Origin of the sequence: Novosphingobium sp. Gsoil 351 (assembly GCF_009707465.1) — a bacterium.
Lineage (GTDB): Bacteria > Pseudomonadota > Alphaproteobacteria > Sphingomonadales > Sphingomonadaceae > Novosphingobium.
The window spans coordinates 2,034,428-2,049,765 of the sequence record NZ_CP046120.1 but is presented as its reverse complement, the minus strand read 5'-3'; the positions used below and the strand labels follow the sequence as shown (position 1 = coordinate 2,049,765).

Here is a 15,338-nt window from a genome sequence, read left to right as displayed (position 1 = left end):
AGCCTCATGAAAGCCCTGGTCTGCGTCAAGCGGGTGATCGATTACAACGTGAAGCCGCGGGTCAAGTCCGACGGCACCGGCGTCGATCTCGCCAACGTCAAGATGAGCATGAACCCGTTCGACGAGATCGCGGTCGAGGAAGCGATCCGGCTCAAGGAAAAGGGCGCGGTCACCGAAATCGTCGCGGTCTCGGTCGGGCCGCAGAAGGTGCAGGAAACGCTGCGCACCGCGCTGGCGATGGGCGCCGATCGCGCGATCCTGGTGATGATCGACGACGAGGTCGAGCCGCTCGCCGTCGCCAAGATCGTCAAGGCGATCGCCGACGAGGAACAGCCGGGGATCATCATCACCGGCAAGCAGGCGATCGACGACGACAGCAACCAGGTCGGCCAGATGGTCGCGGCGCTACTTGGGCGCCCGCAGGGCACCTTTGCCAACGAGCTGACGGTCGAGGGCGAGACGATCACGGTCAAGCGCGAGATCGACGGCGGGCTCGAGACCGTGAAGCTGACCGCTCCGGCGGTGGTCACCACCGACTTGCGCCTCAACGAGCCGCGCTATGCGTCGTTGCCCAACATCATGAAGGCCAAGAACAAGCCGATGGCGCAGAAGACGCCCGCCGATTACGGCGTGGACACCGCGCCGCGTTTGAAGACGCTGAAAGTCAGCGAGCCGCCGGTGCGCAGCGCGGGGATCAAGGTCGGCTCGGTCGATGAATTGGTCGCCAAGCTCAAGGAAATGGGAGTGGTCTCGTGAACACGCTGATCTGGGTCGAGCATGACAACGCGAGCGTCAAGGACGCCACCCTGGCGGTCGTCACCGCGGCCGCCAAGCTGGGCGACGTCACCGCGCTGGTCGCGGGTGCAGGCTGCGAGGGCGCGGCGCAGGCCGCCGCGCAGATCGCGGGGGTGAGCAAGGTGCTCAAGGCCGACGATGCGGCCTATGCCAACGAACTGGCCGAGAACGTCGCGCCTTTGGTTGCTGGCCTAATGGCCAACTACGACGCGTTCCTCGCACCCGCCACCACGACCGGCAAGAACATCGCCCCGCGGATCGCTGCCCTGCTCGACGTGATGCAGATCAGCGACATCCTCTCGGTCGAAGGCCCCAAGACCTTCACCCGTCCGATCTATGCCGGCAACGCCATCGCCACGGTCGAATCGAGCGACGCGAAGCTGGTCATCACCGTGCGCGGCACCGCGTTCGCCAAGGCCGAAACCAGCGGCGGCTCGGCCAGCGTCGAGGCGGTCAGCGGTCCCGGCGAATCGGGTCTGTCGAGCTTTGTCGGCTCGGAAATCGCCAAGAGCGAGCGCCCCGAACTGACGTCGGCGAAAATCATCGTCTCGGGCGGCCGCGCGCTCAAGGATGCCGAGACGTTCCAGCAGGTGATCATTCCGCTCGCCGACAAGCTCGGCGCGGGCGTCGGCGCGAGCCGTGCTGCGGTCGATGCCGGTTACGTCCCCAACGATTACCAGGTTGGCCAGACCGGCAAGATCGTCGCCCCGCAGGTCTACATCGCGATCGGCATCTCGGGCGCGATCCAGCATCTTGCCGGGATGAAGGACTCCAAGACCATCATCGCGATCAACAAGGACGAAGACGCCCCGATCTTTCAGGTGGCGGACATCGGGCTGGTGGGCGACCTGTTCAATTTGGTGCCGGAGCTGACGGGGAAGCTGTGATCACTCAGGCTGGCTGGGCTCGCGTCCACTCGGCAAGCGGTTTGGCTCCGGAGTTCGCAGCGGGACGCCGATAAACGATCAACGGCCGCTCGTCCTTCTCTGCCACCCGATCGCAAGCCACATACCCGAGCTTCGCCGCCACCGCCTCCGAGGCGCGGTGTCCCTGCTCGATCATGCACAGCGTCGGCTGCGCGCCGTGCTCACGCTCGAACCAGTCGAGTGCCGCGGCCATGGCTTCCTGGGCATAGCCCTTGCCCCACGCGCTCTTGCCCACGATCCAGCCCGCTTCGGCGACGTCGTCGAGGCTCGGCCCGAACCCGCGCCATGAGTGAAACACCCCGCAGTTGCCGACGATCTCCGGTCGCCCCCGATGGCGAACCATGAAAGTGCCGTAACCGTAGAGCGCCCAGCTTCCTGCATTGCGCAGCAGCCTGGCAAATACGTCGGCGTCGTTCGCTTCCATCCCGCCGAGGAAGCGGCGCACCTCTCCCGGGCCGATCAGCGCGCGCAGGCCCGCGCGGTCGCTCGCCTGCGGGCGCCACAGCTCGAGCCTTTCGGTGACTAGGACAGGCACGCTCACAGCACCGTGTCGATTGCATGGATCAGCACCCCGACCAGCCCGCCGACCAGCGTGCCGTTGATTCGGATGAACTGGAGATCTCGGCCGACCGCGCCTTCGATCCGGCCGGTCACCGTGCGGGCGTCCCAGCGGCGCACCGTCTCCGAAACCAGCCGGACGATCTGGTCGCCATAGCGCGTCGCGGTGCCGACCACCGTCCGTCGGGCGAAACGGTTGACCAGGTGCTGAAGGCGCACATCGCGCTGTAACGCCCCTCCCAGCTCGGCGATGCTCTCGCCGAACTGGCCTGACAGCGCGCTGTGCGGATCGCGGGTGGCGCGCAGCAATGCCGCGCGGCCGCGTTCCCACATTCCGTCGAGCCAGCGCGCGAACGCCGGGTTGGCCAGAACTTCGCGCTTGAGGCTGGCGACCTTGGCCTGCATCGCCGGGTCGTGGACCAGCTTGTGGGCGAGGTCTTCGAGCCCCTGCTCGACCTTCAGCCGGACCGGGTGATCGGGCACCACCACGGTCTCGGCGAGCAGCTTGTAGAGCCCGTCGAGGATCGCGTTGGCGAGCGTCTCGTCGAGCTTGGTCCACCGCACGATGGCATTCGCGCGCTCGTGGATCATCGTCCGAATCATCGGCTCGTTGTCCTCGAGCACGCCGCCACTCCAGCGCACGAAGTCCTCGAACAGCGGCATGTGGCGCTTGTCGGCAATCGCCGCGCCGAGCAGCTGGCCCAGCAGCGGGGCGACGTCGAGTTTCTCGAGCTGGCTGCGTAGCGCGCCCTTGGCCAGTCCGCCGAGCTTTTCAGGATCGAGCGATTCGAGCACGTCGCCGATCAGGTTGGCTACCCCTGCGCGCAGGCGGGTGCCTTGCATACCCTCGGCCTCGCGGGGATCGGAGAGGAAATCGCCGAGCGCCTGGGCGACGTTCATCGCCTGGATGCGGCGCGAGATCACCGGCACCGTGAGGAAGTTGTCCTGGAGGAACCCGGCCATCGTATCGGCGATGCGGTCCTTGTTGACCGGGATGATCGCGGTGTGCGGGATCGGAATGCCCAGCGGGTGGCGGAACAGCGCGGTCACGGCGAACCAGTCTGCCATCCCGCCGATCATCCCCGCCTCGGCGAAGGCCAGGACATAGCCCCACACCGGATGCACATCGCGGAATGTGCGCGCGACGAAGAACAGACCGGCCATGGCCACGAGCAACCCGGTGGCGGTACGGCGCATCTGCCGCGCGCGATCGACCGGAGCATCCGCGATGCCCAGGCGGCGGGCGAAAGCCCTGGTGCGGGCGGGAGCGATCAGCGCGGGCGATTTCACTCCGCGGGAACGGCCTCGCGCCCCGGATCGTTCCGCGCCGGGTCATTCCGATCATCGCCCTCGCGATAAGTCAGCACCTTGCGGCCGAGCCACGGCCCGAGCCGCTTCTCGATTCCGTCGGCTAGGCTGAACCCGGCCGGCACGATCAGCAGGGTGAGCAGGGTCGACAACGTCAGCCCACCGATCACCATCGTCCCCATCGGCGCGCGGAACGCGGCGTCGCCGCTCAGCGACAGCGCGGTCGGGATCATTCCCGCGACCATGGCCACGGTGGTCATGACGATCGGCTGGGCGCGCTTGTGGCCCGCATCCATGACCGCTTCCAGCTTTTTGCGGCCAGACGCCATCTCCTCGATCGCGAAGTCGATCAACAGGATCGAGTTCTTGGCGACGATTCCGAACAGCATCAGCACGCCGATGAACACCGCGAGGCTGATCGGCTGCCCGGTGATCAACAGCGCGATCAGCCCGCCCAACGGGGCCAGGAACAGCGATCCCATGTTGACCAACGGCGAGACGAACCGGCGATAGAGCAGCACCAGCACCGAGAAGACCAGCAACACGCCCGCGGTCAGCGCGATGAAGAAGTTGACCAGCATCTCTTGCTGCCACTGGTCCGATCCGAATGGCGCATTGGACACGCCCTGCGGCAGGTTCAGCATGACCGGCAGCTTGGCGATGTCCTTGTCGGCGGTACCCTTGACCACGCCCGGCGCAAGATCGGCGCCAATGAACACTCGGCGGCTTTGGTTGTAGCGCTGGATAGTGGTCGGCCCCGAGCCAAAGGTGATCGCCGCGACTCGGCTCAGTGGCACCGATCCTCCGCTAGCGGTCGGCACCGGCAGGTTGCGGATGGTCTCGATGTCGCGGCGGGACTTTTCGGGCAGCTTGACCCGGATCGGCACTTGGCGGTCCGAAAGCGAGAACTTGGCGCTGTTCTGATCGATCTCGCCCTGGGTGGCGATGCGGATCGCCTGGCTCAGGGCGGCCGTCGTCACGCCGAGCTGCGCGGCGAGATCGAGCCGGGGGGTGACTATGATCTCGGGCCGACGCATGTCGGCCGAGACGCGCGGCGCGACCACGGACTTGAGCCCGCTCATCTGCTGGACCAGCGTTGCGGCGGTGCGGTTGAGCAGGTCCGGGTTGGAGCCCGAGAGCATCACCGAGATCGCCCGTCCCGTCCCGCCGCCAGGGCCGCCGCCCTGGTTGGACAGGAAGGTGACCCGCGCGTCGGGAATCTTCTGGAGGACCGGCGTCAGCGCGCGTTCGAACTCCTGGCTGGTCCGCGCGCGATCCTCCTTCAGGGTAATGAAGACATTGCCCGAACCTTCGCGAATACGCTCGAGCGCTTCGCCCACCTCAGGCTCGCGGTTGACGATCGCGGCGACCTGATCGGCCACCGCCTCGGTCTGCTGCAAGGTGGTGCCGGGCACCATCTCGATACCGACGCGGCTGAAGTTACTGTCCCCGGTTGGGAAGAATTCCTGCGGGATGGTGGCGAACAACACGCCCGTCAGCAGGAACGAGCCGAACCCGATTCCCAGCATCCACAAGCGGTGATCGCGCAGCCGCGCGGCGAGCCGCTTGCGCAAGGGAATGCGGCCATCGGCGCGGCGCGCGGCCTCGCGGAACGCGCGCGCGGCACGGGTGTCGAGCGACCACGCTAGCACCGCCATGTAGCGGTCCATCAGCGGCCCTTCGCCGTGACTGGCGTGACCCTTGGCCTTGAGGAAATAGGCCGCGATCATCGGCGTGATCATCCGCGCGACGAGCAGGCTCATCAGCACCGCGGCCACGACGGTCAGCCCGAAATTCTTGAAGAACTGGCCCGAGACGCCTGGCATCAGGCCGACCGGCAGGAACACCGCGACGATCGAGAAGGTCGTCGCGACCACCGCCAGGCCGATCTCGTCGGCGGCGTCGATCGAAGCCTGGTAGGCGCTTTTGCCCATCCGCATGTGGCGGACGATGTTTTCGATCTCGACGATCGCATCGTCTACCAGAACGCCCGCGACAAGCCCAAGGGCGAGCAGCGACAATGCGTTGAGGGTGAACCCCAGCAGGTCCATGAACCAGAAAGTCGGGATGGCCGAAAGCGGGATCGCGATCGCGGAGATCACCGTCGCGCGCCAGTCACGCAGGAAGAAGAACACCACGATCACCGCGAGCACCGCACCCTCGATCATCGCGGCGATCGAGCTTTCGTACTGGACCTTGATGTCGTCGACGCTGGTGTAGAGCCGGGTGAACTTGACCCGCCCGCCGTTTTCCTTGGTGATCTTGTCGAGCTCGGCGAGCGCGCCGTCGTAGACGCTGACGTCGGATTCGCCGCGCGCGCGGGTGATCCCGAAAGTGATCACCTGGGTGCCGCGGACCTTTGCCATCGAACTGAGTTCGCCATAGCGGTCGCTGACCCGGGCGACGTCCGTCAGCCGGACGGTGCGCCCGCCGGGCAGCCCGATCTCGGACTGCGAGAGGTCGTAGGCGGTCTTGGCGTTGCCGAGAACGCGCACCGATTGGCGCGATCCGGCGATCTGCGCTTGCCCGCCCGCCGTGTTGGTGTTGCTGGCGCGCAGCGCGGTGTTGATCTGGCTGGCAGTCACGCCGAGCGACTGCATCCGCGCTGGATCGAGCTCGACCACGATCTCGCGGTCCACCCCGCCCGCGCGATCGACCCCGGCGAGTCCGGGGATCGCCAGCAGCCGCCGCGATACCGTATCGTCGATAAACCAGCTTAGCTGTTCGATCGTCATGTCGGTGGCCGAAACCGCGAAATAGCCGATCGGCTGAGACGAGGTCTGCATTTTGGTGACCTGCGGCTCGAGAATGCCGTCAGGCAGCTCGCCGCGGGCCTGATCGACTGCGTTCTTGGTCTCGTTGACCGCTTCGTTGATGTCGGTGCCGATCTGGAACTCGACCACGGTCTGGCTGTTGCCTTCGCGCGCGGTAGAGCTGATCGAGGATACGCCGCTGATCGTGCGCACCGCGCTTTCGATCCGCTGGGTGATCTGGGTCTCGATCTCGGTCGGCGCGGCGCCGGGCTGCGAGATCGAGATGATCACCGCGGGGAACTCGATGTCGGGATCGCCCTGGACCTTCATTCCCATGAACGCGACGATCCCCGCCAGCGTCAATCCGATGAACAGGACGATCGGCACCACCGGGTTGCGGATCGACCAGGCGGAGATGTTGCGGAAGTTCATGAGGGATTCGTTTCTAGCTTGTCGCGGCCGCGCGGCGCGCGGCACTACCTTGTCTCCGGGGGCGAGGAAGCCGCCGGCGCGCAGCACGACCCGCTCGGTCCCGGTCAAGCCGTCGACCACCGCAATGCCATTGGCGGTCACGATCCCGGTCTTGACCGCGCGGCGGACGACTTTCCCGTCGTTGCCGACGATATAGACATAGCTGCCCTTGTCGTCGCTCAGGAGCGCGGATTCGGGCAGCAGCGGGGCCACCAGCGTGCCGCTGGCAATCGTCGCGGTCGCGAACCCGCCGGGGCGCAAGGCGGGGTTGTAGGCCAGCGCGATCCGGGCAGTGCCCTGGCGGCTCTGCGGGTCGATCGTCGGCGAAAGCTGCCAGACCTGCCCGGTAAAGCTCCGGTCGGTGCCGATCGGGGTGACCTGCGCGGTCACACCGGGGGCGAGCCGGGCGAGATCGATTTCCGAGACGCCCGCGCGCAACTCCATCTCGCCGCCGCGGGCGAGGCGGAACAGCACGCCGCTGGCGCCGCCGACGACCTGACCCGGCTCAGCGTTGCGTTCGAGCACCAGTCCGGCCGCGGGGGCAAGGATGTTGAGCCGGGCGGTGCGCGCCTGCGCCTCGCCCAGCTGGGCGCGAGCGACGCGGACGCGGGCGTTGGCGGCGTCGCGAGTGGCGGCCAGCCGATCGACGTCGGCCTTGGACACGAAGCCTCGCGCGACCAGCTTGAGCGCGCGGTCGAGGTTGGCCTGGGCCAGATTGGCGTCGGCCTGGCTGACCTGGATCTGCGCCGCCAAGCTGGCGGCTTGCTGGGTCTGCACCGAGCGGTCGACCACTGCGAGAACCTGGCCCTGGCGCACCCATTGACCCGCTTCGACCAACACCTGCACGATCTGGCCGCCCTCGCCGACCGAACCCACCGGCATCTCGCGCCGCGCGCCGAGCGTGCCGGTGGCGGTGATCGTACCCTGGATGGTGCCCCGCCCGGGGGTTATGACGGTGACGGTGGGGGCCTGGTTGGCGGCATCTGCGGCGGGAGTCTCGCTACCCGAGCGCAAATAGATCCACGCGCCAATCGCCAGGGCCAGCGCGATCGCGCCGGCAATCCACCACTTGCGGCGGCTGAGCCGCTCGCCGAAAGGCTCGTGGTCGAAGCTGTCGATCGGCTGGGCCGTGGCCATGTCGATCCGCGTTTCGTCGTTCATAAAACTCACAGCCCCTCAAGTCTCAGGCCTTGTCGGCGCCGATGCGCCACGTACATCGTGGGACGCAGAGTGCCCCCTCATCCTGCACCGGTGTGTTATCTCGATAAGCCACCTCCCGCAAGGAGGCACTTGGCCGAAAAGCACGCGCGGCAGACGGCAAGCTGCGCCATAGTCCCGCGCGCGAAAGCTGGCAATGACAGGCTACCGGGGCGGTCTCGCGCCCTTCCCGGCTAAGCACGAATAAGGACGGCGGGGGAATACCCCGCCGCTACCCCGGTCGAACCGTGGGGCCGGTTGGTCGAAAGACCCCGGCCGATGCCGCTTCAGTACTTGAGCTGGCGCTCGTACAAGTCGCGATAGTGCTGGAGCCGGGTGACGCGCAGGCCCTGCATCCCCGAGCGATCGACCGAGCGCTGCCACGAGGCGAATTCCTCGATGGTCAGGTTGTACCGTTCGCACACCTCGTCGATCGAGAGCAGCCCGCCGTTGACCGCGGCGACGACCTCGGCCTTGCGCCGCACAACCCAGCGCGTGGTTTCCGGCGAGGGCAGCGACTCGAGCGAAAGCGGCTCGCCGAGGGGACCGATGACCATGGCCGGACGGATTTTCTGATTTTCGATCATTGTTATCCTCGAGCGCCAAGCTTCGCGACGGCCAGCGGATGCCTCGTCGCCGACGTGTTGCCTCCCGCCGATTTGAAATCGGCTAAAGCGTCAGGGTTAACGCTTGGTGCATTGTGCGGCGAAACGGACGAAACGCCCGATACCACGATTGCCGCGCCGCCCGCGAAATCCGCCAGGCGTCGCGGAGCGGCGAGACCCTTGGCCAGTTCCCGGCGCAAATCGCGCTCGGCGCCGAGCCGCGCCAGCAGCGCCCCCCAGTCCAGCGCCCGCAGCTCAGTGCCTTCGCCGTCATCGGCGGCGTCGGCGAAAGCCTTGGCTGAGGAAAGGTTCAGGTCCATCGCGACTGGCAATAGCGAGTCAACGTCAAGGCAAGGTAAAGCGCCGGTTTACCCCATGTTGACCAATCTTAAGCCGCGGCGAGGACTTGTACGGGAAATGCGGGCCGGACGTCCGCTGCTTTCGCCGCGACCGAACCGCGTCTATAGGCGGGCCGATGTCCGTCCTTGCGCTTCTCGACCGGCCCGATGCCGCCGCGCTGTTCCAGCTTGCCTCGCCGATCGCCGCGCGACGGATCGTAGTCGCGATGTCGGGCGGGGTCGACAGCTCGGTGGTCGCCGCGCTGGCTGCCGCGAGCGGGGCGGAAACCATCGGCATCACGCTCCAGCTCTACGATCACGGTGCGGCCAGCGGGCGCAAGGGCGCGTGCTGCGCGGGCGACGACATCCGCGACGCGCGCGCGGTCGCGGATCGGCTGGGGATCGCGCACTACGTGTTCGACCACGCTTCGTCCTTTCGCGAGGAGGTGATCGAACAGTTCGCCGACGACTATCTCGCCGGGCGGACCCCGATCCCCTGCATCCGCTGCAACATGGGGCCCAAGTTCACCGATCTGCTGGCGATGGCGCGCGATCTGGGCGCGGATTGCCTGGCGACCGGACATTATGTCCGGCGGGTCGCCGGCGCCGCCGGACCCGAATTATGGCGCGCGGCCGATCCGGCGCGCGACCAGAGCTACTTCCTGTTTGCCACTACCGAGGCCCAGCTCGATTTCCTGCGCTTTCCCTTGGGCGGTCTGCCCAAGCCAGAAGTGCGGCGGCTGGCCGAACAGGCCGGCTTGCGAGTCGCGGCCAAGCCCGACAGCCAGGACATCTGCTTCGTCCCCGATGGCGACTATGCCAAAGTCGTGCGCGGCATCCGCCCCGAAGGCGGCGCGCCGGGCGAGATCGTCCATGCGGAGACCGGAGCGGTGCTGGGCGAGCACAAGGGTGTGCTCCACTATACCGTGGGCCAGCGCCGCGGGCTGGAGATCGGCGGGCTGGCCGAACCGCTCTATGTCACCGCGCTCGATGCCCCGGCGGCGCGGGTGATCGTCGGGCCGAAGCGGCTGCTCGCGGTGTCTGCGGCGCGCTTGGTCGAGACCAACCGGATCGGACCGATGAGCCCGAGTGATTTTGGGGCACCGCTGACCGCCAAGGTGCGTTCGCTGGCCAGGCCGATGCCGGTGGTCCTCGACGGGCCGCTCGGCGGCGGCGCGGCGACCACGCTTCGCTTCGCCGCGCCCGAATACGGGGTGGCCGCGGGGCAGGCGGCGGTGATCTACGCCGGCGAGCGAGTGCTGGGCGGCGGCTGGATCGCGGAGACCCAGAAGGCTTAAGCCATGGCGATCCGCGCCGTCCGCAATCGCGCTGCCGCGGCGAACACCGCGCGTTGGGCGGGCTTCTCGAACCAGCGGTGCGAGGCGAAACCGGCGGCGAGCGCGGCGGCGAGATAGACCGCCAGCACCGCCCAATGCTGCGCCAGCGCCCGCCCGCCGGGCAGCGCGTCGAGCATCATCACGATCACCAGCTGGATCGGAAAGTGCCACAAGTACGTGCCGTAAGAGGCATCGCCGAGGCGCTTGCCGAACGCCAGCCGGTCGCCGGGGTCGAGCCGGTCGGCCAGCAGCGCGAGCGCGAACAGCGAGACCACCCACATCCCGCCCTGCGGGAATTCCAGCGCGGTGACCGGATCGTACCGAGCCGCCAGGATCAGGCCCGCGCCACCGGCCACCGCCAGTACGCCGGGCCACGCCCAGCCGCGCAGCATCGCCAGATAGATCGTGGTTCCCGCGAAGAAGTAGGCGAGGCAGGCGAAGGCTTTGAGCGCCGGGTATTGCGGCGCGAGCAGCGCGGCGGCGAGCGCCAGCGCCCCCGCGACAACGGCGCGCCCCTGGCGCAGCGCGGGCAGGACCAGCCAGAACGCGGCATAGGCGAGGATTTCGACCGACAGCGACCACGACGGACCGTTGAAGCTCATCCCCCGCTCGAACCCCCCAGTAGTGCGCGAGCCCGAGATTGAGGACGAAGTGGTAGAGGTTGTTTGGCCCGAACACGAAATGATCGCCGTGTTGGGTCCAGTACGCGGCCTGAAGCGCAGCGACCACGCACAATGTCAGCAAGTGTAGCGGCCACAATCGTGCGACTCGGGCAAGCCAGAACCGCCCCCGCGCGCCCGTTTCGGCCAGATAGACATGCGCGAAGACGAACCCGGAGACGATCCAGAAGTATTCGACCGCCAGATGTCCGTGGGCATAGAACGCCGCGAACAGGCCATGGAGCGGCTCGAAGTCGCCGAAGTTGGGCGGAGCACGGTTGCCGCTCGCGGGTATCGTGAAGTGGAGATAGTGCCAGAACAGCACCGCCACCGCGGCGACCAGCCGCGACAGGTCGAGCGCGTTGAAGTGCCGCTTGGGCAGGCGCAGGGGATGCCCAACGGGATTCAGGGGCATGTTCACCCCCACCAGCCTTGCGCCGCTCCCGCCAGCGCGAGCGCGGCTCCGGCAGCCAGCGCGACAACGTAGCCGAACACCGGCCGGCGCGGGTTTGCCGTCCGCCGCTCCCACATCAGCTCGACGTCGGGAAGCGGCAAGGGCTGCGGCGCGCCGCCCTTGGCCGGATATCGTTCCTCGATCCGCCGGATCAGCGATGGCAGCCGCAGCAGCGTGTCGGCATCCTCGCGCAGGCGATCGGCCAGCGCCGCCTCGGGCCCCAGCTCGTCGCGGATCCAGTCGCGCACGAACGGCGCGGAGACGTCCCACATGTTGATCGCGGGATCGAGGCTGGTGGCGATGCCTTCGACCATCACCATCGTCTTTTGCAGCAGCAGCAGGTGCGGCTGGGTCTGCATGTCGAAATCGCGGGTGATCGCGAACAGTCCGTCGAGCATTGCGCCGACCGACAGCTCGCTGACCGGCTTGCCGCGCATCGGCTCGCCGACCGCGCGCAGCGCGGTGGCGAAGTCGTCGACCGAATGGTGCGCGGGCACATACTGCGCCTCGAAATGGATCTCGGCGACGCGGCGGTAGTTGCCAGTGGTCAGGCCATAGAGGATCTCGGCGAGCCAGGCGCGGGCGCGACGGTCGATCCGGCCCATGATCCCGAAGTCGATCGCGGCGATCGTCCCGTCGGGTTCGACGAACAGGTTGCCCTGGTGCATGTCGGCGTGGAACAGCCCGTGCGATATGGCCTGGGTCAGGAACGCCAGCACCAGCCGCCGTGCCAGCTCCTTGCGGTCGTGGCCCGCGGCGTCGAGCGCGGCGAGATCGCTGATCTTGACCCCGTCGACCCAGTCGAGCGTCATCACCCGGCCGTTGGTGCGGTCCCAGTCGATCGCGGGGACGCGGTAGCCGGCGAACGCGGTCATCGCCTCGGCGAGCTCGGAGGCGGAGGCCGCCTCGCGCCGCAGGTCGAGCTCGCGCAAGGTCCAGCGCTTGAAGTTGGCGATGACGAGGCGCGGGCGCAGGCGGCTGGCCTCTCCGCCGAGCGCCTCGAGATGCGCTGCGGCCCATTCGTAGGTGTCGAGATCGCGCGCGAATTTTTCCCTGATCCCGGGCCTGAGCACCTTGACCGCGACCTGGCGGCCTTGCGCGGTGGTGGCGCGATGGACTTGGGCGATCGACGCGGAGCCCACCGATTCGTGCTCGATCGTCGCATAGAGCGACGACACCGGCTTGCCGAAGCTCGCCTCGATCTCGGCGCAGATCGCCTGGTACGGCACCGGGGGCAGGCTGTCCTGGAGCGAGAGCAGGTTGTGCGCGGCATCTTCGCCGACAATGTCGGGACGGGTGGCCAGCGTCTGCCCCAGTTTGATCGCGGCGGGGCCGATTTCGCGGAACGCGCCTGCGTAGTCGGGCGCTCGCGGCTGGATCGCGCCGATCCGAGCGACCCGGCACAATCGGCGCACTTGCGCCGGGGTATTGGGGTCGCGCTCGATCCCGCGCAACGCGCCGTGCCGGGCCAGCGTCCGCCCCCAGCCCAGCAATCGCAGAATATGCGTCGCGGGCTGCGTCAAACCTTCCACCCCGAGTGGATCGCGACCAGCCCCCCGAGGATCGGCTCGGCCTTGACTTGCGCGAACCCGGCGGCGCGGATCATGCCCGCAAACTTCGGCATGTCGGGAAAGCGGCGGATCGATTCGATCAGGTAGCGGTACGAATCGGCGTCCCCGGCGATCGCCTGGCCGATCCGAGGCACCACCTTGTGCGAATAGGCGTCGTAGACTTCGGCGAATCCAGGCCAGGTTGTGGTCGAGAATTCGAGGCAGAAGAACCGCCCGCCATACTTGAGCACGCGATGCGCCTCGGCCAGCGCCACGTCGATCCGGGTCACGTTACGGATGCCGAAGGCGATCGTGTAGGCGTCGAAGCTGCGGGCGGGGAAGGCCAGGTCCTCGGCATCCTGGCGCGACCACACCAGGCCGTCGATGCCCCTGTCGGCGGCCCGTTCGAGCCCAACGTCGAGCATGTCCTGGTTGATGTCGGCGACGGTGATGCGCGCGCCGCTCGCCGCCATGCGAAAGGCGATGTCGCCGGTGCCGCCGGCCATGTCGAGGATCGTCTCGCCCTCACGTGGCTTTACCCGGCGCACGAAGGTATCCTTCCACATCCGGTGCAAGCCCGACGCTCATCGCGTCGTTCATCCGGTCGTAGCTCTTGGCCACGCTGGAAAACACCGCGCCGACCCGCGCGGCCTTCTCGGCGGGGGCGACGTCTTCGTAGCCGAAGGAGACGGTTTCGGGATCGCTCATCGCGCGGCGCTTTAGAGGGCGATTGCCGTGGGCGCAAAGACTGATAAGCCGCCCCGCGTGCCCGAGCTTCCCGAAGTCGAAACCACCGTGCGCGGGCTGGAGCGCATCCTCGACGGACGGCGGATCGCGCGAGTCGCGGTCAATCGCGCCGACTTGCGCCGCCCGTTCCCGCCCGAACTCGTCCAGACGCTGACCGGAGCGACCGTCCTCGGGCTAGCGCGGCGCGCCAAGTACGGCCTGATCCATACCGACCGCGCGGCCACGCTGGTGTTCCATCTCGGCATGAGCGGACGCTGGCGGATCGATCCCGAGGCGATCGCCAAGCACGATCATATGGTGCTCGAAACCGAGGACCACGTTCTCGCACTGTGTGATCCGCGGCGGTTCGGCTCGGTCGACCTGGTCGATACCGCGCGCCTCGACGAATGGCCGCCGTTCGCCGCGCTCGGCCCCGAGCCGCTGGGGCCGGGGTTGACCGCCAAACACCTCAAGCGCGCGTTTGGAAGCCGGATCGCCGCGGTGAAACTCCTGCTGCTCGATCAGCGGATCGTTGCCGGGCTCGGCAACATCTACGTCTGCGAGGCGCTGTTTCGCGCGCGAATCGATCCGCGCAAGGCGGCGGGAAAGGTCCCATTGGTCGCACTCGAGCGCCTCGTCCCCGCGATTCAAATGGTCCTCGCCGAATCGATCGAGGCGGGGGGATCGTCGCTGCGCGATTATGCCCAGCCCTCGGGGCAGCTGGGCTATTTCGCCAAGCAGTTCGATGTCTATGGCCGCGAGGGCGAGCCGTGCGGGTGTGGTGGAACGGTCAAGCGGATCGTTCAGGGGGGACGTAGCACGTGGTTCTGCCCGAAGTGCCAGAAGTAAGCATGGCCGGTTGACGATTCGGCCGCGCGGCGCTAGGGCGCGCGCTTTCCGGCGGGTCTCGGCCTGCCTCACCGAACAGCATCAGCAGGATCAAGTGGCCGTGCCGCGGCCCCACAGAGGACGAACATGGCCAACACGCCCCAAGCCAAGAAACGCATCCGCCGCAACGATCGCCGCGCGGAGATCAACGGCAATCGCCTCGGCCGCATCCGCACCTTCGTGAAGAAGGTCGAAGCCGCGATCGAGGGTGGCGACAAGTCGGCGGCGGATGCAGCCTTGGCCGCTGCCCAGCCCGAGATCATGCGCGGCGTCGCCCGCGGCGTGCTGCACAAGAACACCGCCAGCCGCAAGTTCTCGCGGCTGACCAAGCGAGTCGCGGCGCTCTGATTCGCACCGCGGTTTGATCACCCGCCGCTTGCGTCGGCAGTACACAAGCGGAACACTTGCAGCGCCGGCGGACCACCGCCGGCGCTTGGTGTTTGGCGGCCCCGATTGTGCTTTGCGGCAAAGCACGGATTTTCCACGATTCGGCCCGACCCTTGCATAATAATTCAAGTATTTCAGAGGGTTGAGACGAAGTAGGCGCAATTCTGCGGACCGTGGCGAGTCAAGGCGAATATTTCACTTTTTTTGCAGTCGGCGGGTTGCCACGCCCCGAGCCGGGCTTAGGAATTGGTCGTCGGGAGGAACGCCGTTTGGCGCGAATCCTGGCAATCCAGTTCCTGCGGCGAAGGTCGATACGCGAGTTTCGCGACCTAGCCGAATTGCGCCTGCGCTGACGGGGGAAACGTTGCGCCGGACGGTTGGAACGT

Annotated in this window: 12 protein-coding genes and 3 pseudogenes; 5 read left to right on the top strand and 10 right to left on the bottom strand. The window is 67.4% G+C overall.

Annotated elements, in window-relative coordinates; translation table 11 throughout:
- The first annotated feature begins 6 nt into the window (after positions 1 to 6).
- Positions 7 to 756, top strand: coding sequence for an electron transfer flavoprotein subunit beta/FixA family protein (locus GKE62_RS09875; RefSeq protein WP_154692095.1), 750 nt, complete (start codon positions 7 to 9; stop codon positions 754 to 756).
- A complete protein-coding gene (locus GKE62_RS09870) occupies positions 753 to 1,682 on the top strand; it encodes an electron transfer flavoprotein subunit alpha/FixB family protein (protein ID WP_154692094.1) in 930 nt (309 codons plus the stop codon). The genes GKE62_RS09875 and GKE62_RS09870 overlap by 4 nt, the downstream gene beginning before the upstream one ends.
- Before the next feature lie 4 nt (positions 1,683 to 1,686).
- Here GKE62_RS09870 and GKE62_RS09865 read toward each other — a convergent pair whose 3' ends face one another.
- The 6 genes and pseudogenes from GKE62_RS09865 to GKE62_RS09845 all read right to left on the bottom strand — a co-directional run bounded on the left by GKE62_RS09865 (position 1,687) and on the right by GKE62_RS09845 (position 8,933).
- Positions 1,687 to 2,256, bottom strand: coding sequence for a GNAT family N-acetyltransferase (locus GKE62_RS09865; RefSeq protein WP_230206615.1), 570 nt, complete (start codon positions 2,254 to 2,256; stop codon positions 1,687 to 1,689).
- Positions 2,257 to 2,258: 2 nt separating this feature from the next.
- Positions 2,259 to 3,476 carry a DUF445 domain-containing protein gene (locus GKE62_RS09860; RefSeq protein WP_154693662.1) on the bottom strand — a complete coding sequence of 406 codons (1,218 nt, stop codon included), beginning with the start codon at positions 3,474 to 3,476 and terminating at the stop codon, positions 2,259 to 2,261.
- 89 nt (positions 3,477 to 3,565) lie between these two features.
- Positions 3,566 to 6,772, bottom strand: coding sequence for an efflux RND transporter permease subunit (locus tag GKE62_RS09855; protein WP_230207073.1), 3,207 nt, complete (start codon positions 6,770 to 6,772; stop codon positions 3,566 to 3,568).
- Positions 6,773 to 6,802: 30 nt separating this feature from the next.
- Positions 6,803 to 7,972: pseudogene (locus GKE62_RS18975) on the bottom strand (efflux RND transporter periplasmic adaptor subunit); the annotation flags it as partial.
- Between the two features lie 323 nt (positions 7,973 to 8,295).
- A complete protein-coding gene (locus GKE62_RS09850) occupies positions 8,296 to 8,595 on the bottom strand; it encodes a DUF1153 domain-containing protein (RefSeq protein ID WP_154692091.1) in 300 nt (99 codons plus the stop codon).
- 2 nt (positions 8,596 to 8,597) lie between these two features.
- On the bottom strand, positions 8,598 to 8,933 hold the full coding sequence (locus GKE62_RS09845) for a hypothetical protein (protein ID WP_154692090.1): 336 nt from the start codon (positions 8,931 to 8,933) through the stop codon (positions 8,598 to 8,600).
- Between the two features lie 155 nt (positions 8,934 to 9,088).
- On the opposite strand from GKE62_RS09845, the gene mnmA reads away from it, so the two are divergent.
- Positions 9,089 to 10,249, top strand: a complete 1,161-nt coding sequence (gene mnmA / locus GKE62_RS09840; RefSeq protein WP_154692089.1) for a tRNA 2-thiouridine(34) synthase MnmA — start codon at positions 9,089 to 9,091, stop codon at positions 10,247 to 10,249.
- Here mnmA and GKE62_RS18970 read toward each other — a convergent pair.
- The 4 genes and pseudogenes from GKE62_RS18970 to GKE62_RS09825 all read right to left on the bottom strand — a co-directional run bounded on the left by GKE62_RS18970 (position 10,246) and on the right by GKE62_RS09825 (position 13,659).
- Entirely contained in the window at positions 10,246 to 10,890 is a 645-nt protein-coding gene (locus tag GKE62_RS18970) for an acyltransferase (protein ID WP_230206614.1), read from the bottom strand. The two genes, mnmA and GKE62_RS18970, sit on opposite strands and share 4 nt — an antisense overlap.
- 97 nt (positions 10,891 to 10,987) lie before the next feature.
- Positions 10,988 to 11,362, bottom strand: a pseudogene (locus GKE62_RS19760) (acyltransferase family protein); the annotation flags it as partial.
- 2 nt (positions 11,363 to 11,364) lie between these two features.
- Positions 11,365 to 12,924 (bottom strand): 2-polyprenylphenol 6-hydroxylase, encoded by a 1,560-nt coding sequence (gene ubiB / locus GKE62_RS09830; protein WP_154692088.1) that lies wholly within the window; start codon positions 12,922 to 12,924, stop codon positions 11,365 to 11,367.
- Positions 12,921 to 13,659 (bottom strand): annotated as a pseudogene (locus tag GKE62_RS09825) (class I SAM-dependent methyltransferase). Before GKE62_RS09825 ends, ubiB begins: the two are co-directional and overlap by 4 nt.
- A 57-nt stretch (positions 13,660 to 13,716) precedes the next feature.
- Between GKE62_RS09825 and mutM the strand changes: the two are divergent.
- Both mutM and rpsT read left to right on the top strand, forming a co-directional pair.
- Positions 13,717 to 14,526 (top strand): bifunctional DNA-formamidopyrimidine glycosylase/DNA-(apurinic or apyrimidinic site) lyase, encoded by an 810-nt coding sequence (gene mutM / locus GKE62_RS09820; protein ID WP_154692087.1) that lies wholly within the window; start codon positions 13,717 to 13,719, stop codon positions 14,524 to 14,526.
- Positions 14,527 to 14,652: 126 nt separating this feature from the next.
- A complete protein-coding gene (gene rpsT, locus GKE62_RS09815; protein WP_154692086.1) occupies positions 14,653 to 14,913 on the top strand; it encodes a 30S ribosomal protein S20 in 261 nt (86 codons plus the stop codon).
- Positions 14,914 to 15,338 lie beyond the last annotated feature (425 nt).